At 75.1% G+C, this 22564-nt stretch carries 24 protein-coding genes and 1 pseudogene; 10 read left to right on the top strand and 15 right to left on the bottom strand.

Annotation, left to right across the window (positions count from 1 at the left end; translation table 11 throughout):
• Positions 1-234: 234 nt before the first annotated feature.
• From ACYQBY_RS09470 to ACYQBY_RS09455, 4 genes are all read left to right on the top strand, one after another.
• The gene (locus tag ACYQBY_RS09470) at positions 235-630 is read left to right on the top strand and encodes an Rv2175c family DNA-binding protein (protein WP_459643603.1); all 396 of its coding nucleotides are present in this window, start codon (positions 235-237) and stop codon (positions 628-630) included.
• A gap of 157 nt (positions 631-787) precedes the next feature.
• Positions 788-1435 carry a maleylpyruvate isomerase family mycothiol-dependent enzyme gene (locus ACYQBY_RS09465; protein WP_459643602.1) on the top strand — a complete coding sequence of 216 codons (648 nt, stop codon included), beginning with the start codon at positions 788-790 and terminating at the stop codon, positions 1433-1435.
• Positions 1436-1523: 88 nt separating this feature from the next.
• Entirely contained in the window at positions 1524-1952 is a 429-nt protein-coding gene (locus ACYQBY_RS09460; protein WP_459643601.1) for a hypothetical protein, read from the top strand.
• A gap of 440 nt (positions 1953-2392) precedes the next feature.
• Positions 2393-4750, top strand: coding sequence for a LamG domain-containing protein (locus ACYQBY_RS09455; RefSeq protein WP_459643600.1), 2358 nt, complete (start codon positions 2393-2395; stop codon positions 4748-4750).
• A 603-nt stretch (positions 4751-5353) separates the two neighbouring features.
• Here the strand turns inward: ACYQBY_RS09455 and ACYQBY_RS09450 are convergent.
• From ACYQBY_RS09450 to ACYQBY_RS09430, 5 genes are all read right to left on the bottom strand, one after another.
• Positions 5354-6310, bottom strand: a complete 957-nt coding sequence (locus ACYQBY_RS09450) for a cytochrome c biogenesis CcdA family protein (RefSeq protein WP_459643599.1) — start codon at positions 6308-6310, stop codon at positions 5354-5356.
• A complete protein-coding gene (locus ACYQBY_RS09445) occupies positions 6307-6852 on the bottom strand; it encodes a redoxin domain-containing protein (protein ID WP_459643598.1) in 546 nt (181 codons plus the stop codon). Before ACYQBY_RS09445 ends, ACYQBY_RS09450 begins: the two co-directional genes overlap by 4 nt.
• Positions 6853-6953: 101 nt before the next feature.
• Positions 6954-7907, bottom strand: a complete 954-nt coding sequence (locus ACYQBY_RS09440) for a phytoene/squalene synthase family protein (protein ID WP_459643597.1) — start codon at positions 7905-7907, stop codon at positions 6954-6956.
• On the bottom strand, positions 7898-9406 hold the full coding sequence (gene crtI, locus ACYQBY_RS09435) for a phytoene desaturase family protein (protein ID WP_459643858.1): 1509 nt from the start codon (positions 9404-9406) through the stop codon (positions 7898-7900). The genes ACYQBY_RS09440 and crtI overlap by 10 nt, the downstream gene beginning before the upstream one ends.
• 38 nt (positions 9407-9444) lie before the next feature.
• Positions 9445-10542, bottom strand: coding sequence for a polyprenyl synthetase family protein (locus tag ACYQBY_RS09430; RefSeq protein WP_459643596.1), 1098 nt, complete (start codon positions 10540-10542; stop codon positions 9445-9447).
• A 58-nt stretch (positions 10543-10600) separates the two neighbouring features.
• Between ACYQBY_RS09430 and ACYQBY_RS09425 the strand changes: the two genes are divergently transcribed.
• Positions 10601-11350 carry a CDP-alcohol phosphatidyltransferase family protein gene (locus ACYQBY_RS09425; protein WP_459643595.1) on the top strand — a complete coding sequence of 250 codons (750 nt, stop codon included), beginning with the start codon at positions 10601-10603 and terminating at the stop codon, positions 11348-11350.
• Here the strand turns inward: ACYQBY_RS09425 and ACYQBY_RS09420 are convergent.
• Both ACYQBY_RS09420 and ACYQBY_RS09415 read right to left on the bottom strand, forming a co-directional pair.
• Positions 11240-12706, bottom strand: coding sequence for a phytoene desaturase family protein (locus ACYQBY_RS09420; RefSeq protein WP_459643594.1), 1467 nt, complete (start codon positions 12704-12706; stop codon positions 11240-11242). The two genes, ACYQBY_RS09425 and ACYQBY_RS09420, sit on opposite strands and share 111 nt — an antisense overlap.
• 59 nt (positions 12707-12765) lie before the next feature.
• A complete protein-coding gene (locus ACYQBY_RS09415; protein WP_459643593.1) occupies positions 12766-12984 on the bottom strand; it encodes a hypothetical protein in 219 nt (72 codons plus the stop codon).
• Between the two features lie 113 nt (positions 12985-13097).
• Here ACYQBY_RS09415 and ACYQBY_RS09410 point away from each other — a divergent pair, with 113 nt between their 5' ends.
• The gene (locus ACYQBY_RS09410) at positions 13098-13601 is read left to right on the top strand and encodes a hypothetical protein (RefSeq protein ID WP_459643592.1); all 504 of its coding nucleotides are present in this window, start codon (positions 13098-13100) and stop codon (positions 13599-13601) included.
• Positions 13602-13645: 44 nt separating this feature from the next.
• On the opposite strand, the gene ACYQBY_RS09405 is transcribed toward ACYQBY_RS09410, so the two are convergent.
• A complete protein-coding gene (locus ACYQBY_RS09405) occupies positions 13646-13798 on the bottom strand; it encodes a hypothetical protein (protein WP_459643875.1) in 153 nt (50 codons plus the stop codon).
• Positions 13799-13843: 45 nt separating this feature from the next.
• On the opposite strand from ACYQBY_RS09405, the pseudogene ACYQBY_RS09400 reads away from it, so the two are divergent.
• The 3 genes and pseudogenes from ACYQBY_RS09400 to ACYQBY_RS09390 form a co-directional block, all read left to right on the top strand.
• Positions 13844-14049: pseudogene (locus ACYQBY_RS09400) on the top strand (LysE family translocator); the annotation flags it as partial.
• 139 nt (positions 14050-14188) lie between these two features.
• The gene (locus ACYQBY_RS09395) at positions 14189-14437 is read left to right on the top strand and encodes a hypothetical protein (protein ID WP_459643591.1); all 249 of its coding nucleotides are present in this window, start codon (positions 14189-14191) and stop codon (positions 14435-14437) included.
• Between the two features lie 369 nt (positions 14438-14806).
• Entirely contained in the window at positions 14807-16024 is a 1218-nt protein-coding gene (locus ACYQBY_RS09390; RefSeq protein WP_459643590.1) for an NAD(P)/FAD-dependent oxidoreductase, read from the top strand.
• 126 nt (positions 16025-16150) lie between these two features.
• On the opposite strand, the gene ACYQBY_RS09385 is transcribed toward ACYQBY_RS09390, so the two are convergent.
• The 7 genes from ACYQBY_RS09385 to ACYQBY_RS09355 all read right to left on the bottom strand — a co-directional run bounded on the left by ACYQBY_RS09385 (position 16151) and on the right by ACYQBY_RS09355 (position 21421).
• Entirely contained in the window at positions 16151-16939 is a 789-nt protein-coding gene (locus ACYQBY_RS09385) for a hypothetical protein (protein ID WP_459643589.1), read from the bottom strand.
• A gap of 69 nt (positions 16940-17008) precedes the next feature.
• Entirely contained in the window at positions 17009-17620 is a 612-nt protein-coding gene (locus ACYQBY_RS09380; protein WP_459643588.1) for a hypothetical protein, read from the bottom strand.
• A gap of 140 nt (positions 17621-17760) precedes the next feature.
• Positions 17761-18249 carry a hypothetical protein gene (locus ACYQBY_RS09375; RefSeq protein ID WP_459643587.1) on the bottom strand — a complete coding sequence of 163 codons (489 nt, stop codon included), beginning with the start codon at positions 18247-18249 and terminating at the stop codon, positions 17761-17763.
• A 111-nt stretch (positions 18250-18360) separates the two neighbouring features.
• Positions 18361-18828, bottom strand: a complete 468-nt coding sequence (locus ACYQBY_RS09370) for a YciI family protein (protein WP_459643586.1) — start codon at positions 18826-18828, stop codon at positions 18361-18363.
• 187 nt (positions 18829-19015) lie between these two features.
• On the bottom strand, positions 19016-19552 hold the full coding sequence (locus ACYQBY_RS09365) for a GNAT family N-acetyltransferase (protein ID WP_459643585.1): 537 nt from the start codon (positions 19550-19552) through the stop codon (positions 19016-19018).
• Between the two features lie 4 nt (positions 19553-19556).
• Entirely contained in the window at positions 19557-19997 is a 441-nt protein-coding gene (locus ACYQBY_RS09360) for a hypothetical protein (RefSeq protein ID WP_459643584.1), read from the bottom strand.
• A gap of 773 nt (positions 19998-20770) precedes the next feature.
• Positions 20771-21421, bottom strand: a complete 651-nt coding sequence (locus tag ACYQBY_RS09355) for a class I SAM-dependent DNA methyltransferase (protein ID WP_459643583.1) — start codon at positions 21419-21421, stop codon at positions 20771-20773.
• 183 nt (positions 21422-21604) lie between these two features.
• Here ACYQBY_RS09355 and ACYQBY_RS09350 point away from each other — a divergent pair, with 183 nt between their 5' ends.
• Positions 21605-22522 carry an NAD-dependent epimerase/dehydratase family protein gene (locus tag ACYQBY_RS09350; protein ID WP_459643582.1) on the top strand — a complete coding sequence of 306 codons (918 nt, stop codon included), beginning with the start codon at positions 21605-21607 and terminating at the stop codon, positions 22520-22522.
• The last annotated feature ends 42 nt before the right edge of the window (positions 22523-22564 follow it).

Here is a 22564-nt window from a genome sequence, read left to right as displayed (position 1 = left end):
CCTCCGCGCACCCTCGGGCCGGTGACCGGTCCGGGGAGCGCGCGGGCGTGCTGGCACGGCCCGGCGAACCTATCCGATGGGGTGGTGCTCCACCCGGCAGCGACACCCCGTGACGTTCGGGTCGCCGGCGGCACCGGGAGGCGTGCCCCCCCCCGCCGTCCCGCGCCCGTCCCGCGGCCGTCCCGGGGCGCGGCTCCGTGCGGGGAGGCGGGCGCGACGTGGCAGGCTGGTGCCGTGGTGGCACCGCAGCGCGCAGAGATCGCCTCCGAGCAGGGCGACGAGATCCAGGACCTGGTGGGTGAGTGGCTCACCGTGCCCGACGCGGGGGAGCGGATGGGCAGCGACGCCCGCACCGTGCGCCGCATGCTGCAGGAGCGGCAGCTGCTCGCCGTGCGGCTCGGGGAGCGCCGGATCGTCAACGTCCCGGCGGAGTTCCTCACGGACGAGGGCCCCGTGCCCGCGCTGCGCGGCACGCTGTCGGTCCTGGCCGACTCCGGCCTGTCCGACGTGGAGACCATCCGCTGGCTCTTCACGCACGACGACACCCTGCCGGGGCGGCCCATCGACGGGCTGCGCGCGGGGCACAACAAGACCGAGATCCGCCGCCGCGCGCAGGCGCTGCTCCTCTAGGCCGCCCCCGCCGGTGGCGTGCAGGACGGGGACGCCGCGACCGCGGACGGTGCCCGTCCCACGCCGCCGCCCGGGGCTGCCGTGGCGCGGGCGATGACATCGGCCGCCCCGCGGAGTCGGTGTCGTCGTCCGCACCCCCCAGCACAGGAGGCCCACCGTGGTCGATGCCGTCGCCACCCGGGAGACGCTCTGGGCGGCCGCCCACGCCGAGCGGGCCGCTCTGGCCGAGGACCTCGCCGGTCTCGACGAGGCCCGGTGGGCGCAGCCGTCGCTGTGCGGGCGGTGGACGGTCGAGGAGGTGGTGGCCCACCTGACCGCGGGGGCCGTCACCGGCCGGCTGCGCTGGCTCGCCAGCGTCCTCGGTGCCCGCTTCGACTTCGACCTGCACAACCAGCGGCGCCTGGCCGAGCACCGCGGTGCGACACCGGCCGAGACCCTCGAGAGGTTCCGGCGCGTCATCCCCTCCAGCACCGGCCCCTCCCGCGACACCGCCGCGTGGCTGGGCGAGGTCGTCGTGCACGCCCAGGACGTCCGCCGTCCCCTCGGCATCGACCGCACACCGCCGGTCGCGGCCGTCACGGAGGTCGCCCGCTTCTTCGCCCGGCGCGACTTCACGGTCGCCAGCCGCACCGCCGTGCGGGGTCTGCGGCTGGAGGCCACCGACGGGCCCTTCGCCGTCGGGGCGGGTCCCCTCGTGAGCGGCACGACCCTGGCGCTGACGATGGCCATGGCGGGCCGCGGCGCCTGGTGCGACGACCTCACGGGCCCGGGGGTGCCGGCCCTGCGCGCACGGTGCGGTTCCTGACGGGACGGGCGGCGCGGGCGCCGCTCCGCTCCCCGGAGGTCGCCCCGATCCGCTGCGGGGGCCGGGCGGCGACCACTACCGTGCCCGCATGCGACGACGCACCCGGGCCGGGTGGTGGCTGGTGTGCCCGCTCGTGCTGGGCGCCCTCGGTGGCTGCTCCGGCGGCGACGAGCCCGCTCCCGAGCCGGAGCACCGCGTCAGCGCGTCGACGATCGCCTTCGACGCGGCGACGGCGGCGGGGGCGAACCCCCGCGGAGCGGGCGGCGGTACCGGGCACCAGACGTCCAGCGTGACCCTCGGCCACTTCACCGGTGGCACCACCTACGGCGCCTTCGCGGCCTGCACCGGGGGCGGCAGCGTCGGCCTGGACCTGGCCGGCACCGCGGTGGTCGTCGAGTGCGACGGTCAGGGGCGCCGCGTGGGGGAGCTGCTGCTGCCGAACGACGCCCCGACGTTCCGGGTGACCCGGCTCAACGACGTGCCCTCGGAGTGGGGTGTGGCGCTGACCTGGGACTGACGCGGGCCGGGCGGCGACCAGGGCGGTGATCCGCCCGTCCAGCCCGCCCAGGCGCGACCGCAGGGTGTGGAGCGGATCAGCGCACGACACCGGTCCGTGGCCCGGAGCACCGGGGCGGCCCTGGGTTCCCGGGCCGGCCCGCGGCGTCGTGCGGGGTGGGGACGTGGTTGCCCGGACCGGGGTTCTGCCGGTAGCGGCTCGACCGCTGGTGGCGAGGACTCGCTGATCTGACGGCGATCCCCGCGGTGGGCGAGGAGGGGGCAAGGGCGCCACGACACCACGCTCAGTGGCGGGGAAAGTGCCCCTGGGCACTCAAGTCGGGCGCCTCACGCGCCAATACAGGAACGGTGGACCACGCGAAGACCCGGCAGGCGCGCCATCCCGGTGCCGCTGTCGCGGTGGTGGCCGTCGCACTGGCTGCGATGGTGAACCTCCCAGGGGTGCTCGCCGCATTCACGGCGACCGTCCCCAACTCCTCGACCCTCACCGTGCGCAGCACGTTCCCCGACTACCCCCAGGCGGTGCAGGAGCGCTGGGACACCACGGTCACCCCGAACGCGTACACCACGGACCGCGCGAAGACGGGGCTGGAGCTCCACCACCGCGGTGACGACGCGTCCGGCAGCACCACCGTCGCGGACTCCTCGGGGGCCACCGGGCGGGCCGGGACGTACAACGGCGGCACGGACGGACCGGTGCTGTGGTGGTCGGTGGACGAGGGGACCGGCACGGAGGTCAGGGCCCGCGCAGGCGGGGTGAGCGGCACGGCGTCCGGTGCGACGTGGACGACGCGCCCGACGCCGTCGGCGGGCTCGGCGGGGGACCCGGCGCTGTCATTCGGCGGTGCCGGCGCCGTGCAGGGCACCGGGCCCGTGCTGGACACCAGCAGGAGCTTCACCGTCACCGCCTGGGTCCGGCTCACCACCGTGCCGAACACCGCGGCGACCCCGGGCGGCCCCCTGACGAACATGTACCAGGCCGCCGTCAGCCAGGAGGGTCACCAGGTCAACCAGTTCTACCTGGGTGCCGACGGCAACGCGAACGTCAACGGCGGCTACGGCAACTGGATCCTGTCCATGCCGCGGACCCGCGACGCCCAGCCGGCCGCGTACGACGTCGTCGCCGCCGCCATCACGAGCAGCGACATCGGGTCCTGGGTGCACCTGACGGGGACCTTCGACTCCGCCACCGGGGTGATGAGGATCTACGTCACCACACCGGCCGGGGTGACGCGGGCCAACGAGGTCGCCGTCACCCGCCCGCTGTCGGCGGCAGCCTTCGAGCGGCCCACCACCACGCGCCCGAGCCGGTTCCTCGTCGGGCGCAGCCTGTGGGGCGGCAACCCGGCCGACTTCTGGACCGGCTCGGTCGACGACGTGCGGGCCTTCCCCCGGGCGCTGGGCCAGGCCGAGGCGACGAGGGTGGCCGTGGACCCGCACACCTCGCGGTGGACGTTCCAGGACGTGCCCGCCACCGCCTCCGTCGGCGGCGCCACGACCCGCGACGCGGTGGACACCGGCCGCACCATGACGCTCGGGCCTGCGGTCGCGCACAGCGGGGGCACGGAGTCCGGCGACGGCAAGGGCATCACCCTGACCGCCGGGAACACCGGCTCCTACGGCTACACGGGCACACCGGTGGTGCAGACCGACGCCTCGTTCGCGGTCTCGGCGTGGGTGTACTTCAACCCCGGGGACCTGACGGCGTGCTCACCCACGCCCTGCACCGTCGAGCAGGCGTTCGTCAGCCAGGACGCCGTGGTCAGCGGCGTGACCAAGGGCCCGGGCTTCGTGCTGGGGCGCTACAACCAGGCCTTCGTCCTCACAGTGCCCCGCACCGCAGGTGCCACCACCTGGGACACCGCGACCTACAACATCGGCACGACCGGCCTCAGCGGGTGGGTGCACCTCGTCGGGGTGCAGGACGCGACCGCCGGCACGATCCAGCTCTACGTCAACGGGGAGCTGCGCGCCACCGCACCCCACACCGCCTGGGACGGCGAGGGCGGCCTGCAGGTGGGGCGCCGCCTCGCGGCCGGGTCAGGCAACGGCGGCAGCGCCACCAGCGGCAACTACGGCGCCCACTCCCCGGGCACCCTCGACACCCTCACCACCTACGGCTGGGCGCTCTCCCGCGGTGACGTGCACGACCTGTTCCGCGACCGCCCGTCGACCCCGCGCATCCCCAGCCCGTTCGGGGAGCTGGCCACGGGAGCGCTGGGTGCGCTGGACGGTCCGCAGAAGCTGGCGTCGCAGGGTCCCTCCACCGCCGTGGCGTTCTCGGGGACCGTCGGCGCGTACAGCCCCTCCCCCCTCGTGGACCCGTACCCCTTCAGCCTGGAGCTCTGGTTCCGCGCCGGGGCCGGGTCCGGCGGCACGCTCATCACCCGCGGCACCGAGTCCACGGCGACGTACCCCGTCGGGTTGCACGACCGCAAGATCTACCTGGACTCCGCCGGCAGGCTGGTGTTCGGCGTGTGGCCGTCCACCGGGTCCAGGCGGGCGACGTCACCGAGCAGCTACCTGGACGGGGCCTGGCACCACGTCGTGGGCACCATGGGCCCCGCCGGCGGCCTGCGGCTCTACGTCGACGGCCGGCTCGTGGCCTCCGACCCCACCGCGACGGCGGCGGAGACGACCTCCCGGACCGATCACTGGCGCCTCGGCGGGCACGGCCTCGCCTCCTGGGCGAACCGCCCGGCCAACGACTTCTTCACCGGCCTGCTCGACGAGGTCGCCGTCTACTCCCGGGAGCTGTCCGCGCAGGACGTCGCCTGGCACCACGCCGCCGACCACTGAGCCTCTGCCGGTAGCAGCGGGAGCATCGTCGAGACGGGGCGGAGTCGTCGGAGCACGTGGGGTTCGACCGGTCACGGTGGTGGCGACCGAGCTCGACCGGCGCACCCACCAGGACCCGGCTGGGGGCACCTCCCTCGACGTGGGGGACCACCACCACGAGGCCCTCGGCGTCCTCGCCGCCCGGGCCCCGGACCTGCCCGACGCCGTCGTCGCGGCGGTGGAGCGGGGTGGAGGAGCACCTGCTGCTCGACGGAACCCTCATCGACACCGACCGCGTCCGCGAACCCGGCGGGCAGCGCGACCGCTGGTGCTCCGGGAAGCACCCCCGCCGACGAGGCCTGTCCCCACGCTCCGCGCGGGAGGTGCCCCCACCGGCTCCGGGGCCGGCGTCCGGGTTCCTGTCCACCGCCCCGGCGGCGGGCAGATCCTCGACCCGAGCACCCGCGGGTGGAACTCCTGCGTCAACGCCGACCGCGCCTTCGTCGAGCACGGCGTCGCCCACCTCGAGACGCGCTGTCGAGTCCTCGCCCGCGTCACCTCCTGCCCGTGGCCGATCCCTGCGATCGCCGCCACGGCCCTCGTCCTCGGCGGCCCGGTGGACCGTTACCGACCCGGGCGGCCGGGAGGGCCCACCGCGCATGCTCGACGAACTCGGGCACCAGGTCGATCCCCGTGACGTCCGCGCCGGCGGGCCCGCCGCGCCGACGACCGTGCCCTGCCGCCGCGGCGCGCGAACGCCGCCGCGCTCGCCGCCCCCAGCACCACCACCGCCAGCACCCCCACCACCGCGGGACCCGCGCCGCCCACCCAGCCCACGAGCGCGGACTGCACCGACGCGGCGGCCCCCACCACCGGGTCCGCCACACCGCCCCCGCGCGCCAGCCGGATCTCGTAGGCGCCGTACCAGGCGACGTAGGCGCCCACGAGGACCAGCAGCACGCCACCGGCACGCGTCAGGTGCCGTTGGGTGCGGCGCAGCACCCGTGTGGCGGAGGAGCGGGCCAGGGCCACCCCGACGGCCAGCACGCCGACCACCGAGCCCATCCCCAGGGCGTAGGCGCCGTAGGCGGCGAGGCCGGTGGCGACGTCACCGGTGCGGAAGGTGGTGGCGGTGACGGCGAGGAACGGGCCGATGGTGCAGCCCAGGGAGGCCACCGCGTAGGCCACGCCGTACAGGCCCATCGACACCAGGCCGCCCGCGGGGTCGCGGCCCCCGCGCAGCGCCGGGAGCCGCAGCGACGGTGGACGCCCCAGCAGCATCGCCACCCCGAGGACGGCCAGGCCCGCGCCGATGGCGACGGTCGCCACCGGCAGCCAGCGCTGCACGAGCGAGGCCACCGGGGCCAGCACCAGCCCGAAGACCCCGAACACCGCGACGAAACCCAGCGTCATCGCCGCCGTCGCGCCCACGGCCCGGCGCAGCGCCCGCGCCCGGTCGGCCGGTGCGGCGCCACCGCCGGAGACGAACAGGGTCAGGTAGGCGGGCAGCATCGCGAACCCGCAGGGGTTCAGCGCGGCCAGGCTCCCCGCCGCGTAGGCGAAGACCAGCGCGCCGGTCATCGCGCGGCCAGCTCCGCGATCTTCTCCTCGAGCTGTTCCGCGCCCATCAGGCCGCGGGTCACCTCGATCTCACCGGAGTCGTCGACGAAGGCGTGCGCGGGCTGCGCGGTCACCCCGAAGCGCTGCCACAGCGAGCCGTCCGCGTCCACGACGTGGGGGAACCCCTCGAGACCGAGTTCCTCGACGAAGCCGGTCATGTCCTCCACCGGGCCCAGACCGGCGACGCCCACGACCTCGACGTCGGCGGCGTGGGCGGCCTGGACCGCCGCCAGGTGCGGGGCCTCGAAGCGGCACTGGCTGCACCAGGGCGCCCAGAACCACAGGACGGCGTCCTTCCCGGCGAGCGTGGAGGCGTCGAAGCGCTCACCGGTGGTGGTGCCGGCGGTGAAGCGCAGCAGCTCCGGCGCCTGCGGGTCCGACACGTCGGAGCCGACGCCCGCGGCGGGCGCCGCCGCCCCGGGCCCGGGAGCGGGCGATCCGCAGCCGGCGAGCACGCAGGCCGCGGCGACCAGGCCCGCGAGCAGGAGGGGGGGACGACGCACGGGGGCCTCCGGGGACGTGGTTCCAGCGCCCCAGGGTATGCGCCGGGTACCGCTCCCCGGTGCGGAACGGTGCGGGCCGCGGCCGGTGCCCCGGCGACGCGTCAGGGGGCGGGGACCCAGCGCGCCTGCTCGCGGCGCGCCCGCACCGCCCGCACCAGGGCCGGGCCCGCCACGGCGAGGCGCCGCGGCACCGGCACGGACACCCTGCGGTCCAGCACCCGGTAGCCGGCCTTCTCCACCGCGCCGAGGATGCCGCCGTACAGCTCGAACGCGGTGCGCACGCAGTCCCGGCTGGTGGGGTGCAGCATCGCGATGCCCGGCTCCGCGAGCCGGTACAGCTCCCGGGTGCGCTGGACCTCGAAGGCCAGCAGGCCGCGCACCGCGTCGGGCACGGTGCCCTCCCGCTGCGCGGTGAGCAGGTCCTCGCGGGTGACGCCGAACGCGTCGAGGTCCTCCTGCGGCAGGTACACCCGCCCGCGCTGCAGGTCCTCCCCGACGTCGCGGATGAAGTTCGACATCTGGAACGCCTCGCCCAGCAGCCCGGCGGGCTCCGCCGCGTCGGGGGTCAGCGGCTCCAGGATCGGCAGCATCTGCAGGCCGATGACCGACGCCGAGCCGAACATGTACCCGCGCAGGTCCTCGTAGGTGGCGTACCCGGTCTCGGTGATGTCCATCCGCATGGAGGCCAGGAACGCCTCGACGTGGCTGCGGGGGATGTCCCAGCGGCGCATGGTGGCGGCCATCGCCCGCCCGACGGGGTCCGGGGGGCCACCGGAGTCCAGGCCCGCCAGGAACGCCCCGCCCCAGTCGATCAGGGCCTGCGGGTCGGGGGATTCCAGGGAGTCGACGAACTCGTCGGCGTAGCGGGCGAAACCGTACAGCGCCCACACGTAGGGCCGTTTCGCGGCGGGCAGCAGCAGCGTCGCCAGGTAGTAGGTGCGGCCGTGCTCGGCGTGCAGCAGGCGGCACCGCTCGAACGCGTCGCGCAGTCCCGGATCGCGCAGCGCGGGGTCCTGCGCGGCGGCGGCGTCCAGCTCGCGGGCGCTCACCGCCACGCCCGCGAGCGGTAGGCGCGGTCCTTGCCGGTGACGCGCTCGGCGGCCAGGCGACCGGAGATGAGGACCATGGGAACCCCCACGCCGGGCTGCGTGCCGGAGCCGGTGAGCACCACGTTCTCCCCCCACAGGTTCCCCGGCCGGAACGGGCCGGTCTGCCGGAAGGAGTGCGCGGAGGCGAACGGCGCACCCATCGCCATGCCGCGCCGCTCCCAGTCCAGCGGCGTCGTGACGTGCTCGACCTCGATCGCCTCGCCGAAACCGGGGTAGCCGCGCTCGGCCAGGGTGGACAGCACGTGCTCGCGGTAGCGCGGCGCCTCCCGCACCCAGTCGATGTCGGCGCCGGTGTGCGGGGTGGGGAACAGCACGTAGTAGATGTGCTTGCCGGGCGGGGCCAGGGAGGGGTCGGAGGCGGTGGGCCGGCTCACCAGCACGGAGGGGTCGCGCATCAGCCGCCCCCCGAGGAGGTCCTCGAACACCTCCTTCCACGCGTGGCCGAAGTGGATGGAGTGGTGCACCGGGTCCGGGTAGTCGGCGGTCGACCCGGCGAGCATCAGGTAGCAGGAGGGGGAGTAGTCCAGGCGCCGCAGGTTCCAGGAGTCCCGGCCCAGCAGGTCGCGGTGCGCCACGGGCAGGTCGGGGTTCAGGACGACGACGTCGGCGGGGATGCGGCGCCCGTCGGCGGTGTGCACGGCACGCGCCCGGCCGCCGGAGTGCTCGACCTTCACGACCTCGGTGCCGTACTCGAACTCCACGCCGTGCTTCGCGGCGGCCTCGGCCATCGCCCGGGGCAGGGCGTGCATCCCGCCGCGCGGGAAGAACACCCCCGCCACGGAGTCCATGTACGCGATGACCGCGTACAGGGCGAGGGCGTCGTACGGGGACAGCCCCGCGTACATCGCCTGGAAGGAGAACATCCGCTGGGTGCGCTCGTCCTTGAGGAACCGCGCCACCTCCGGCGCGAGCTTCGCGAAACCCCGGGCCTTCAGCAGCCGCACCAGGTTCGGGGTGAGCAGGTCCAGGGGGGTGTCGATGTTGCGGTCGATGAAGTCGCGCAGCTCGTAGCGGTACAGGTCGGAGACGTGGTCGACGAAGCGGCGGTAGCCCTCCGCCTCGTCCTGCCCGCAGAGGGCGGCGATGTTCGCGGCGGTGGTGCCGACGTCGGCGGAGATCTCCAGGGAGGAGCCGTCGGCGAACGTCCCGCGGTAGAGGGGGTCGATCGGCTCCAGGTCGAGGAAGTCGTGCATGTCCTCGCCGAGGGCGTCGAAGCAGTCGGCGATGAGGTCCGGCATCGTCAGCACGGTCGGGCCGGTGTCGAAGCGGTACTCGCCCTCGGCGGTGCGGGTCGTGACGAGCCCCGCGCGCCCGCCGGGGACGTCCTCGCGCTCCACGACGGTGACCTTGCGGCCGGCTCCCGCCAGGCGCATCGCGGCGGACAGCCCCGCCAGCCCGGCACCCACCACGACGACGTGCCCGGTGGGGCCCTCCACGGTCCGCACGCGCCCGGGCAGCCAGCCCGCCGCGCGGGTCAGCCGGCTCACGACTGCCTCCTCGTGGCCGCCACGAGCAGTTCGTGCAGGGCGGTGCGGGTGGTGGCGTCCACGTCGGCGGACTCCAGCGCGTCGCACGCCTCCTGCACGAGGGCCTCGATCCGGCGTTCCACCTCGTCCGCGGCCCCGGTGTCCACCAGCACGGCGCGCAGCTCGTCCACCCCGCCGGCGTCCAGGGCCGGGTCGCCCAGCAGGCGCTCCACGACCGCGGTCTGGGCGGGGCCCGCCGCCTGCAGGGCCAGGGCGACCAGGACGGTGCGCTTGCCCTCGCGCAGGTCGTCCCCGGCGGGCTTGCCGGTGACCCCCGGGTCCCCGAAGGTGCCGAGCACGTCGTCGCGCAGCTGGAACGCCTCCCCGAGGCTCAGGCCGATCCGCGAGTAGGACGCCAGCAGCTCCGGGGGCGCGCCCGCCAGCCGCCCGCCCAGGAGCAGGGGGTGCTCCATGCTGTACTTCGCGCTCTTGAACCGCACCACCCGCCGGGCCCGCTCCACGGCGCCGGCCAGGTCCAGGCCCGGCGCGGCCGCCTGCTCCAGCATGTCCAGGTACTGCCCGCCCATGAGCTGGGTCCGCATCACCGAGAACACCTCCCGGGCGCGCCCGAGGGCCTCGGCGGGCAGGCGCGCGGCGGAGAACAGCTCGTCGCTCCAGCCCAGGCACAGGTCCCCGGTGAGCACCGCCCCCGCGAGGCCGAAGCGCTCCGAGCCCCCGGCCCAGCCGGCCGCGGCGTGCAGCGCCTCGAAGCGCCGGTGCGCGGCGGGCAGCCCCCGGCGGGTGTCGGAGCCGTCCATGAGGTCGTCGTGGATGAGGGCGGCCGCCTGGAAGAGCTCCAGGGCCGCGCCCACGTCGACGATCCCGTCGCAGTCCTGCCCGCTCCCGCCGCGGAAGCCCCAGTAGCAGAACGCCGGGCGCAGCCGCTTCCCCCCGCGCAGCAGGTCGCGGATGCCGTCGAGGAGGGCGGCGCACTCGGGGCCGACCTCGGCCAGCACCTCCCGCCGGGCGGTGAGGAAGTCGTCGAGGACGGCCTGCACGCGGCCGGGCAGGCCGACCGCCGTGGAGGACGTGGTGGCGGTCGAGGATGGGGGCACAGGCGAACTGTAGGAGCGCTCAACGGCCCGGGCGAGCGCTGCCCCCTAGTCTGCGGGCGTGAGGCGGGACACGTTCCTGGCGCGCTGGTCGGCCCTGCACGGCGGGACGCGACCGGTGGGGCTGGTGGGGTGGTGGTTGCGCGGGGTGCACGCCATGGCCGCGCCGCTGGCCCGCGCGGGCGTCTCGCCCGCCCTGCTGACGGTGCTGGGCGTCCTCGCCGCGGCCGCCGCGGTGCCGCTGGCCGCGCCCGCCCCGCTGGCCGCGGCGCTGCTCGTGGCGGCGGCGGGGGTGCTGGACTCCCTGGACGGCGCGGTGGCGGTGCTGCGCGAGCGCACCAGCGCGTGGGGCGCGGTGCTGGACGCGGTGTGCGACCGGGTGGGCGACGCGGCGTGCGCGGCCCTGCTGTGGGTGCTGGGCGCCCCGGCGGCGGTGGTGCTGGTGGCGGTGGGCTCCTCGCAGGTGCAGGAGTACGCCCGGGCCAGGGCGCAGGCGGCGGGGATGCGGGACGTGGGTGTCGTCAGCGTCTGCGAGCGCCCCGTGCGCCTGGCGCTGGCCGGCACGGCGGCCCTGGCGTGCGCGGTGCGCCCCCCGGACCGCGAGGTGCTGGCGGCCCTGGCGGCGGGCGCGTGGGCGGGCCTGGGGCTGTTCGCCCTGGCGCAGGTGCTGCTCGCGGTGCGGCGGGACCTGCGGGGGCGCTCAGGCGGGGCCGACGAGCTCGGTGACGATCCGGGCGGACAGGCCCACCAGGGGCAGGCCGCCACCGGGGTGCGCGGAGCCGCCGACGAGGAAGAGCCCCGGCACGGGTGAGCGGTTCGCCGGGCGCAGGAACGCCCCGCGCGCGCCGTCGCTGGAGCTGCCGTAGATGGCGCCGCCGTCGGAGCGGGTGTCGCGCTCCAGGTCGGCGGGGGTGCGCACCTCACGCCACAGGACGCGCCCGCGCACGTCGAGGCCGCGGGCGGCCATCACGTCCAGCACCCGGTCGGCCTGCGCGTCGGCCAGGCCCGGGGTGTTCCAGTCGGTGCCGCGCACCGGGTCGTGCACGGGGGCGTTGACGAGCACGAACCACGCCTCGCAGTCGTCACCGGGCCGCAGCGCGGGGTCGTCGGGGGCGCTGACGTACACGGTGGGGTCCGCCACGGGCCGGCCGGCGGCGAGGTCGTCGAACTCGGCGTCGTAGTCGGCGGGGAACAGGACGTTGTGGTGGCGCAGCCCCGGGGTGCGTCCGCGCAGGGCGAGCATGAGCACCAGCCCGGAGGAGGAGCGCCGCCGGGCGGGCGGGCGCAGCCGGGGCCGCGGCAGCAGGTCCCGGTACAGGTGCGCGGCGTCGACCCCGGAGACGACGACGTCGGCGGGCAGGTGCTCCCCGCCGGCCAGGCGCACGCCGGCGACGCGCCCGCCCTCGGCGAGCACCGCGGCGACCTCGGTGCCGGTGCGCAGGACGGCGCCGCGCTCGGCGGCCCGTTCGGCGACGGCCTCGGCGAGACGGCGCAGGCCCCCGCGCACGTACCAGGCGCCGAAGGTGTGCTCCACGTACGGCACGGTCGCCAGCGCCGCCGGGGCGCGGCGCGGGTCGGAGCCGGAGTAGGTGGCGTAGCGGTCCAGCAGCACCCGCAGCCGCGGGTCGTCCAGGTACCGCGCGCCGAGGGAGCGCAGGCTCGCCCAGGGGGCCACGGTGCGCACCGCGCGGGTGTCGCGGGCCAGGCGCAGCAGCGTGCGCGGGCCCTGGAGGGGGTTCTCCAGGAACGGCTCGCGCGCCACGTCCCAGATGGCGCCGGCGCGGGCCAGGAACGCCGTCCACTGCGTCCCGGTCCCGGGCCCCAGCGCGGCGTCCACCGCGGCCGACACCGCCGGCAGGCTCCCGCCCGGCATGTCCAGGCGCGTGCCGTCCGCGAAGCGGTACCCGCACGCGGGGTCCAGCGGCACCAGGTCCAGCACGGACTCCAGCGGCGCGCCGGTCTTGAGGAAGAGGTCGCGCTGCACCGCGGGCAGGGTCAGCAGGGACGGGCCGGTGTCGAAGGTGAACCCGTCGCGGGAGAAGCGGCCGAGCTTGCCGCCGAGGTCGCCGGAGCGCTCGCAGACGGTGACGGCGTGCCCGAGCGCGGCGAGGCGGGCCGCGGCGGACAGCCCGCCGAGCCCGGCCCCGACGACCACGATCCGCGCCACGGGCGGACCCTAACCCGGCGCCGCGCCCCGCTCGCCACCGGTGCGGCGGACGGGACGGGTCAGCCGGCTCCCTGCTGCTCGCGGGAGCGCCTGACGTACCAGGCGGCCAGGAAGTACAGCCCCGCCGCGGTGGCGGTGATCCGGATGATCCAGATGAAGGCGCTGTCGCCGTCGGTCGGCAGGGTCCACGACAGCGCGGCCAGCGCCGAGTACAGGAGCCCGGACCTCTTGGACTGGTCCAGCGTCTTCGTCGCCCGCCACCACGGTTGCCTCGCCATGGCGGTCAGTGTGACGTGCCGCGGGAGGGGTGTGCGCCGGTGGTGCGTCCCCCGGTGGACGGCGACGCCGGGCGGCGGTGGAACGCGCGAGCGGTCCGCGGCGTCCGAGGGCCGTGCGCACCCCCTTCCCCGTCGCGAGCGGCGCCGCCCTCCTGCTCCTCACCGCGTGTGCCGGGCCGGGCTCGGGGGTCGCGTGCTCCGCCGTCGGCCCGCCGTTCGGGCTGAGCTTCGACATGACGGCGCTGAACACCCCGCCCCTGCCGGCCGACAGCCCCCTGGTCGCCGACCACTGCGCCGACGACACCTGCCACAGCACCTACGTGCGCCTCTTCAGCGCCGACCCGGCGGTGACCGGTGGAGGCGACACGCGGAGCGCCTTCGTCTTCGACCCGGACATGACGGCCACGCCCACCGCGCACCTGCGCCTGCACGACGAGGGCGGCCCCGTGACCCGCGAGGTGGGCACCCCGGTCGCCGCGCGCGCGGTCAGCTCCGACGTCAACGGTCCCGGCTGCACCGCCGAGGGCCACTGGGGAGCCGTGCGCGTGGGGCCCGACGGCAGCCTGACGGACGTCACCGCCACCACACCGCTGCCGGAGTCGCTGCAGCCTCGCTGAGCCGCACCGGTGGCGACCACCGCGATCACGTCACGCGGCGGGCGTCACGGGTGGGCGCGCCACTCGAACTCCGGCTCGGGCCGGCGTTCCCCTTCGACCACTTCCAGCAGGTCGGGCGACGTCGAGCGGTCGCGGGCCAGCGCGACCAGGTCACCACCGGCCTCGACGTGCCGGCGTGCCCGTGGGCCGGGCTGCACCGGCGGAGGGCGCAGGTGGAGGGGAGCGGGCAGACCCGTGGACCGGTGATCGCTGCCGCCTACCCGCTCCGCCTGGCCTGGCGGCGCTGCGCCCCGGGGAAACCTCGGTCTTCGCCGGAAAGCGTCCTCCGGTGGACCTGCCGCGCAGGCTCTTCACCACGGGCCTGGTCACGAACCTGCTCGACCCCGAGGTCGCCGTTCTGCACGTCTCGCTGCTGCCGCAGTTCATCGACCCCGACCGTGGGGTCGTCGCGGTGCTCCTGGTCCGTGGAGCCACCCGCAGCAGCTCCGGCCGCCACGACGGGCCGTCCTACCTGACCCTGCTACCTGACCCTGCCCGGCGGTGGAGTTCGCGACGGTGAGGACCTCGAGCACGCGGTGCGCCGTGAGGTGGCCGAGGAAGTGGGTCTGCACGTCACCTCGGCACGTCGGCTGGGGACCTCCCCGTACACGTACGGGGAGACGGTGTGCTTCCTCGTGGAGGTCCTCGACGGTGGGCCGCGCCTGGGCCTCCACGACGAGCCGTGCGACTGCCCGAAGATGATCGCGCTGGAACGGGTTCCGCTGTCCGAGGTGTGCTCGCTGGCCGAGACCCCACCCCAGTTGGTGGACCTGCTGCACGCCCTGCGGCACGGGTGAGCGACGACACGACCACCGCTTCCCGCGCCTCCCCGCGACATCCGCGTGCGGTTCCGCCGACTGCGGCCGAGGAGACATCCCTCGGAGGAACACCTGGTGGCCAGTGCCACGCCGATGGCTCCGTCGGTGGTGACGACATCGATGCGCGACCCCTCGCGGGCGATCGGTGCGAGTGCGGCGGTGACGCCGGGCCCCACCCGTCGGGCCACCCCGCCGCGACCTCCGTACGGGGCTGTGGCTGTTCCTGCTGCGGGGAGCGGGGGAGGGGCGAGCACGAGCGACGGCCGTGGGCCGCGGGCAGACCGGAAACCCCCGCCGCCGCGCCGCCGCCGACTGGCGTCCCCCCGGTCCGGCGGTGAGGGTTGCCCGGTGTCCACCACCCTGCGCGCGCCCCGTCCCGGCTCGTCGGTCACCCACGCCGGGATCCTGATCGTCGGTGCCGGCAACGCGGGCATCTCGCTGGCCGCCAGGCTCCTGCGGAAAGGCGCCCCCGACGTCGCGATCGTCGAGCCGTCCCCGGTGCACCGCTACCGCCCGCTGCTGAACTACGTCGGCGCCGGCCAGGCCACACCCGCCGAGGTGGAACGGCCGACGGGCTCGGTCATCCCCGCGGGGTGCCGCTGGGTGCAGGACGCCGTCGAGTCGGTCGACGCCGGGACCCGCACCGTGCGCACCCGGCGGGGGGCGAGCATCGGCTGGACCACGCTGGTGCTCTGCCCCGGCATGCGCGAGGACTGGGCGGCCACCCCGGGGTTGCAGGACGCCTACAGCGCCGGCTGGGCGGGTTCGACGTACGTCCCGGGCTCGGCGCCGCTGGTGTGGCCCGCCCTGACGGGTATCCGCGAGGGTTCGGTGGTCTTCTCCGTGCCTCCCGAGCCGGCGCCGTGCGGTCCCACGGCGATGAAGCCGGCGCTGATGGCGTGCGACCACTGGCGCCGCACCGGGGTGCTGGGCGACCTCGACGTCACCCTGGTCCTCCCCGGGGACCGGCCCCTGGCCGTGGCGGGTGCCGACGAGCACCTGGAGGAGGTCTTCGCCTCCTACGGCATCACGGTGCTGCGCCGGTCCCGGGTGGAGAGCGTGGACCCGGTGCTGCGCTCCGTGGACATCGCCACCCCCACCGGCACCCGGCGACTGGACCAGGTGGCCTACGCCCACCTCGTGCCCCACTACGCCGCCCCCGGCTGGATCACCCGCAGCGGGCTGGGCGGTGCACCGCCTGCCGGGCTCGTCGACATCGACCCGGCCACCCTGCGCTCCCGGAGCCACGACGACGTCTGGGCGATCGGTGACGCCGCCGCGATCGCCACCCCCTCCTCCGGTGGGGCGCTGCGCAAGCAGGTCAAGGTCCTGGCCCACAACATCGCCGCCGCCTCCTCGGGCGGCAGGTTGCACTCCTACGACGGGTACACCGTGATGCCGGTGACCACCTCCCGGCACCGGCTGATGCTGGTGCAGGCCGACCGGGAAGGTCCCCGCCCGCTGTTCCCGCGGGATCCCTTCGCGCCGCGCCGGTCGGCGTGGTGGTTCGACCGCTACGCCCTCCCGCAGATCTACTTCCACCGGTTGCTGCGCGGCAAGGTCTGAGGACCGGAGCCGCGCGCCGCCCGGACCTTCCGGCCGATCAGAACCCGGAGCTGATCGGCGCGGGTCCGCGCACTCCGTTCCGCCGCCGCACGTGATCGCGCCCCGGGCAGCAGGAGCGGGTGTTCGTCAGGCGCCGATGATCTGCGCGAGGCCGTGGAACCAGCACTGGAGGTAGGGCGTCTGGCCGCGGCCGAGGGCGCGGTCGATGCCGTCGAGGACCAGCTGCCGGCTCCAGTGCCCGCGCCGGACCAGTTGCGGGATGACGTAGTTGTCCAGCCGCCTGCTGCGCCAGGGGGTGGTCTCGTCCCGCTGCGCCAGCGAGGCGCCCTTGATGCCGTCGACGTCGAAGATGCGCGCGAAGGTGACCTCGATCAGGCAGGGCCGCTCCTCCAGGTAGTCCAGCAGGTGGGTGCCGCTGCGGGCGCCGGGAACTCCGGTGGCCAGGCAGAGCACCGCGCCCTGCTGCGTCGGTGCGGGCACCAGGCCCTCGTGGGCCCAGTCGAACATCGCGTCCAGGCCGCGGATGCGGTCCCAGGCCCTGGGGTTGCGCAGGAAGCGGGCCGACCACTCCTCGACGAAGGCGTCGAGGTTCTCGGGGAAGAACGCCCGGGGCAGGTCGGCGGCGTCCGGCATGTCCAAGGGCCAGTACTTCACCGCCTGCGGCAGCGGGGAGCAGGCCAGGAGCGCGGCGGCGGCCGCCGACCAGTGCCCGGAGCGCAGCGGGCCGGTCCACTCCCCGTCGGGGGCGCGGGCGCTGTCCGGGTGGCCGGTGACGAAGCGTTCGTGGGCGCGCACCGCCGGGCGCAGGCGCTGCCGCCGCCGTGCGGGCATCGACAGCAGGACCTCGACGGCCTCGTCACGGCGGCCCCGCCGCAGAGCCGACCACAACGCGGCGGTCTCCGCAGCCTCATCCACCCTTCGGACGGTACCGAGGGCACGGCTCCGTCCCCGCGCTTTCCGACGCAAGAGCTGCTCCGCCGGAGGTCACAGGTGGTGGGGTGGCTCCTCGCCGAGGTCTGCCGGCACGACGTCGAGGTGGGGGAGGTCCAGCAGGTCCTGGACCGCTGCACCGGAGGCGCCGATCGCGGCGTAGTGGGTGTCGACGTCCCTGGTCAGGCACCACGCCCGGTCCGCCGGCCACACGAACGCGGGGCAGGGCCCATCCGCCCACGTCCCCCGCCCGTCCCGCGGTCGCAGCACCCGGTCCCACTGCCGGCTGTCGCCGAGGTCGGACGCAGAACCCTCGAAGAGGAGGTGGTCCCGGTTGGGCACCCGCATCCGGGGGGTCGCCTCGTCGGTGGGGACCAGGCCCCAGCCGTCCCAGACGGCGAAGAAGCACCGGTCGGCGGTGGCGGTGTGGGCAGCGAGCACGGTCAGGGCGGCGCGCACCTGGTCGTTCTCGCTGGGGGCGTCGGGGCCCGGGCCGAGGGCGACGTCACCTTCGAACTGGCCGGGCCAGGTGGGATCGGGGACGAAGCGCAGACGGGCGTAGGCGGCGAATCCCGCCGGGCCCAGGCTGACCAGCCGGTGCCAGGGCTGCCGGCTCGACTCGATCCAGCCGGCTGCGGAGACGTCGCGGCAGGGGGACACGCTCATCCGTGCACTGTCGCGCACCAGCGCTCGAGACGGACGACGGGCATGCCCGTGCCTTCGACCCCGGACGCGGGGCACGCCACCGGCGACCACCGTGATCGCCCCCACCTGCGGCGGATGCGGATGTCCGGGCAGGGTGCTGGTCAGAGCGCTGGGCAGGTCTCGGCCCACCCGATGACCCGCTCCAGGCCGTCGTGCTCGGCGTTGTTGAACGTCACCTGCAGGAGCGACTCGCCGCCCTGCGTGCTGACCACACCGTGCCAGCCGTGGTGGCCGTGGCCGAACAGGCCACCGCCGTCCGCGCCGGGCTGAGTGCCCTCCTGCCACACCCACCGCGGCTCGCGGTCGTCCTCGATGAAGACCCCTCCGCCCTCGGCGAGGGCGTCGATGACGTCCTGCTTCGGTGCCTGCAGCCGGATCTCGGTCTCGAGGTGCCACACCGAGTCCACATCGGTGAAGTGGGAGCGGCAGGCGCTCTCCACGACCGCGGTGATGCCGGCGCCGGTGATCGGGTCGAGGAAGTGCGCGCTCAGCTGCTCCTCCGCGTCGTCGACCCCGCCGCCGCCCCCACAACCCGCGACGGCGATCACGACCAGCGCCGAGGCCGCGGTGCCGGTCCACGTGCGTCGCATGCAGTGCTCCTCGGGCTGATCGGGCGGGCCGGCGTCGAGTCTGCCCGTGCCGGGCGCGGGGGCGGGGCACTTCCTCGAAGTGGAGCGGGAAACGACCCCACAGCCCCCTGCTCACGCAGCCGGAAGGGCTTCCGGCGGACCACCCCGGCCGCGCCCTCGCGGCGGCACGGGCGTGCGTGGGGCCCTGCTTGCCGCTGGGCGGCGCCGAGGCTGTGCGGGATGCTGCTCGCTCGTGCGCTCCACCACTCCGCCGCTGTGGACCGGCCGCACCTCCACGCCGCCGCCCTCGCGAAGCACGGGGTTGGTGCCGGCGATGGCCAGCGCGGCATCCAGGTCAGGCGCCTCGATGACGTAGAAGCCGGCGACGATCTGCTGGGAGTCGAGGAACGTCCCGCTGGTGGTGGAGCCGGCTCGCAGCGACGTCGCCATGTCGCGCGGTGTCAGGGCACAGGCCATGACCATCGACCCGGCGGCCGCCAGCTCGTCGGCGTGCTGGTCGCACGACTCGGTGTCGGCCGCGGCGGCCTCCAGCGTGTGGGCGGAGTCGCTGGCGTAGATCAGGACGGCGTACCGAGCCACGGCGGCTCTCCTCTCGACGGTGAACCTGCTGCTGCCAGTCCTACCGCTGACGACCGACAGCGCACCGAGTTCCCCGGCCGCCGGGAACATCCACGGAGCCGGTGGAGGCGCGACGCTCGACCCCCAGGTCGGCGAGGTCGGATGCTCACCGGTGCGGCCTCGATGCCGGGCACGGCGTCGCTCGCGGTCAGGACCGAATCACGGGACGGCTCATGAAGAGAGCGGCCTCGGTCTCATCAGCGGGTCCGTAGAGGGTGGTGTCCAAGCCGGTGAGCTCGAACCTGAGGGCCCGGTAGGCCCGCACGGCGGTGGGGTTGGTGTTCTGCGTCTCCACCCACACCTCCCGGGCGCCGTTCCCGCGGGCGAGGTCTTCGACGTCGCGGAGCAGTGCTCGGGCGATGCCTCGGCGCCGGTGCGCGGGCGCGACGTGGACCTCGTCGAGGACCTGTCGGGTGTTCCACCGCTGGTAGGTGGTGGCGGCCATGCCGACCACCTCCCGCTCGGTGATCGCGAGGAGGATGACGTCCCAGGGCGGGTCGGCCTCGCGGTGGCCGGCGAGCAGGTCGTAGCGCTTGGTCCTGGCCGGTACGTTCCGCTCGGTCAGGGTGAACCCACCGGGTGTGGCGCTTACGTCGAGGACGGCGGCGGTGGTGAAGGAGGTGTCCAGTTCGCCCAGCCTCCGGAGGTCCTCGGGGGCCGGGTTGCTCAGCCGGAGGATGTGCACGGCGTCATCCCGGAGCCGGCGGGGCGTCGAAGCGGGCGAGGTAGTCATAGGCCCGCTGCCAGGGCGGGTGGGCGTACAGGTGCGGCGGCAGGGAGTGGTGCTCGCTGCAGTAGGTCTCCAGGTCGCTGGTGATGACCAACCGCTCCCAGGGCCGGTCCGGTTCCGCCGCGGCCGTCACCGCCAGCAGTTCTGCCTCCGGTGTCCAGCCGTCGTGGTCGAAGGCCCACGTGCCGTCGGAGACGTAGACGTGGCTGGCGTGCTCGTCGCCGGCCTTGCGCAGGGCGATGGTGGAGAAGCCGGCGTCGGGGTAGGTGTGCTGGAAGGCCCACGCGAGGACGTGGCAGGCACCGGAGGCGAAGAACGCCTGGTCACCGCGACGCCAGGACAGCTCCTGGTCGGCTCGCTCGGCCGCTGTGCGGCGGAAGGTTCCGCAGGGCGTGTACACGCCGCCACCCTGCCGGTGGAGCTCCCTCCATCGCCAGGGGACACACCACGGGCATCACCCACTCCTGGGCAGTCGAGGACGTTTGGTGCCAGCCGTGATCGCGCCCGCAGGGAGTCGGAGGCGGATGGTGGCCGGGTAGGTCAGGCTGCGGTGCATGAGACGACGTGTTGGTGCCCTCGCCTTCTGGTTGCCGTCGGGTTCGCGATGAGCGGACCGACGGTCAGCGGTGTCGAGCGCGCGGTCTTCGGCCCACTCGACCGCGACGGCATCGACGTCTGGCTGGATGAGGTTCTGCGGCGGCATGTCGGCTCCGGTGTGGGGGAGGTGGTGTTCCGCTCCGGGCGCCTCTCGGCGGCCTACGGCTGCCGCCTGCACGACGGGCGGCAGGTGGCGGTGAAGGTCCACCGCGAGGGCGCCGACGTCGCGCACCTGGCGGCCGCGGTCCGGGCCCAGCAGCACCTGGCCGAGACGGGTTGTCCCTGCCCGCGCCCGCTGCGAACTGGCCTTCCTGCCGCCGGGGGGAGCGCCTGCGCCCGGAACCGCACTCCGGATCCTCGCCGGGCACCGCAACGCCTACCTCAGCCTCACCCGAGGTCCGCTGGAGCGTCCCTGGACCAGCGGAGACGGACGCCTCCGGCTGCCGTGCCCCCACCTGCGGCAGCCGCGGACGTTCGAGCCCGTGCCCATTCCTCGGACGACCGCTCAGCGATGGCCGCCGTGAACCTGGCTGACCGGGGGTGCGCCCTCGCGGCGCGGCACCTGTGGACGCTGGTTCAGCGTGCTCGTCGGGCGAGCACGACGGACTGTGGCGTGCTCTCCGCGCCTTCGGCGCCGCGGTGCAGTTGCGCGTGGACGTCGAAGCCTGCCCCGGCGAGCACGGCGACCAGGTGCTGCGGGTCGTGGCGGTAGTTGGTCAGGGTCACCGGGTGCCCGTAGACGCCGGTGTGCTCCACGCGCTGACCTCGGCCTGCCTGGAAGGCGGTCAGCAGCCAGGCCTCCGGCCGGAGCGCGCGGGCGAACCCGTCGACGATGCCCGACAGCCGGTCCGGGGCGGTGTGGATGAGGGAGTACCAGGCCAGCAGGCCACCGAGGGTCGCGCTGGGGACGGGCAGTTCCTCCAGTGCCCCGACGTCGAAGCGCAGGTGTGGACGGGTGCGCCGGGCGAGCTCGACCATGCCGGGGGAGAGGTCGACGCCGAAGACGTCCAGGCCGCGGGCGGCGAGGTGGGCGCTGACGCGACCGGTGCCGCAGCCGGCGTCGAGGACGGGGCCGAGCTGCGCAGCGGCACAGCGGTCGGCGAAGTCGTCGATCATCGCGACGTCGAGGGTGGTCTCCGCGTCGAGTCCGGGCAGGAGCCTGGCGAAGTCCTCGGCGATGGCGTCGTAGCCCTGCTGCGTCTGCGGGCGGTGGTCGGGAGTGGTCACGAACGAACACCGTACGGGCGCCGGGATCCATACCGGGCCGGCTCACCGGTCCGCCCGGCCACCGCCGCGCGACCAGGCACAGGCGCCGCTGATCCGGTGGTCGGCGGCGTCCGTCGGCGTCCGTCGGCGTCCGGCGGCGTCCGTCGTCGCGCCGGGGGTGGTCGGAGGTGGTTCGCTGCAGGCATGCGCATCTTCTTCACCGGCGGCAGCGGCAAGGCCGGTCACCACGTCGCGCCGTACCTGGCCTCCCGGGGCCACCAGGTCACCAACGCCGACCTCGTTCCGCTGAGCCACCCCGGTGTGACCGACCTCCGGGTCGACCTGACCGACGCCGGCCAGGTCTACTCGGCGATGGCGGGCATGCCCACGATGGCCGGCCTCGACGACCCGGATCCCGGCGTGACCACCGGCTCGGCGTACGACGCCGTCGTCCACTTCGCCGCGATCCCGCGGATCCTGGTCGCCCCCGACGCCACGACGTTCGCGGCCAACATCCTGGGGCACTACAACGTCCTGGAGGCCGCGACCCGGCTCGGCATCCGCAAGGTGGTCTTCGCCTCCTCGGAGACGACCTACGGGATCTGCTTCGCCCGGGGTGAGCGCAAGCCGCTGTACGTGCCCGTCGACGAGGACCACCCCGTGGTGCCGGAGGACTCCTACGCCATGTCGAAGGTGGCGGGGGAGGTGGTCGCCCGTTCCTTCCACGCCCGCACCGGCGCGGACGTCTACGGCCTGCGGATCAACAACGTCATCGAGCCCCACGAGTACACCGAGATGTTCCCGCCCTTCCTGGCGGACCCGTCGCTGCGGCGGCGCAACCTCTTCGCCTACATCGACGCCCGCGACCTGGGCCAGATGACCCTGCGCGCCGTGGAGACCGACGGGCTGGGCTTCGAGATCTTCAACGTCGCCAACGCCGACATGTCGGTCGCCGCGACCACCCAGGAGGTCATCGACACCTTCTACGACGGGGTCGAGGTGCGCCGCGAGCTGGGCCGCGACGAGACCCTCTACAGCATCGACAAGGCCCGCGACCTCCTCGGCTACGTCCCCGAGCACTCGTGGCGTGACGTGCTGGACGACCCTCGTGGCGCGGTGTGAGGGTCGATCCCGCAGAACCCGGTCCCGACTCGGGGAGGAGCC

It is taken from the genome of Kineococcus anabasis (genome assembly GCF_054590795.1).
This window is presented reverse-complemented; position numbering and strand designations above follow the sequence as displayed.

What these genes read in the sequence shown, in the direction of transcription:
- ACYQBY_RS09460 (WP_459643601.1), top strand. Translation starts at nt 1,524, where the DNA reads ATGCGACGACGCACCCGGGCCGGGTGGTGGCTGGTGTGCCCGCTCGTG.
- ACYQBY_RS09450 (WP_459643599.1), bottom strand. Translation starts at nt 6,310, where the DNA reads ATGACCGGCGCGCTGGTCTTCGCCTACGCGGCGGGGAGCCTGGCCGCG.
- ACYQBY_RS09415 (WP_459643593.1), bottom strand. Translation starts at nt 12,984, where the DNA reads ATGGCGAGGCAACCGTGGTGGCGGGCGACGAAGACGCTGGACCAGTCC.
- ACYQBY_RS09380 (WP_459643588.1), bottom strand. Translation starts at nt 17,620, where the DNA reads ATGAGCGTGTCCCCCTGCCGCGACGTCTCCGCAGCCGGCTGGATCGAG.
- ACYQBY_RS09375 (WP_459643587.1), bottom strand. Translation starts at nt 18,249, where the DNA reads ATGCGACGCACGTGGACCGGCACCGCGGCCTCGGCGCTGGTCGTGATC.
- ACYQBY_RS09350 (WP_459643582.1), top strand. Translation starts at nt 21,605, where the DNA reads ATGCGCATCTTCTTCACCGGCGGCAGCGGCAAGGCCGGTCACCACGTC.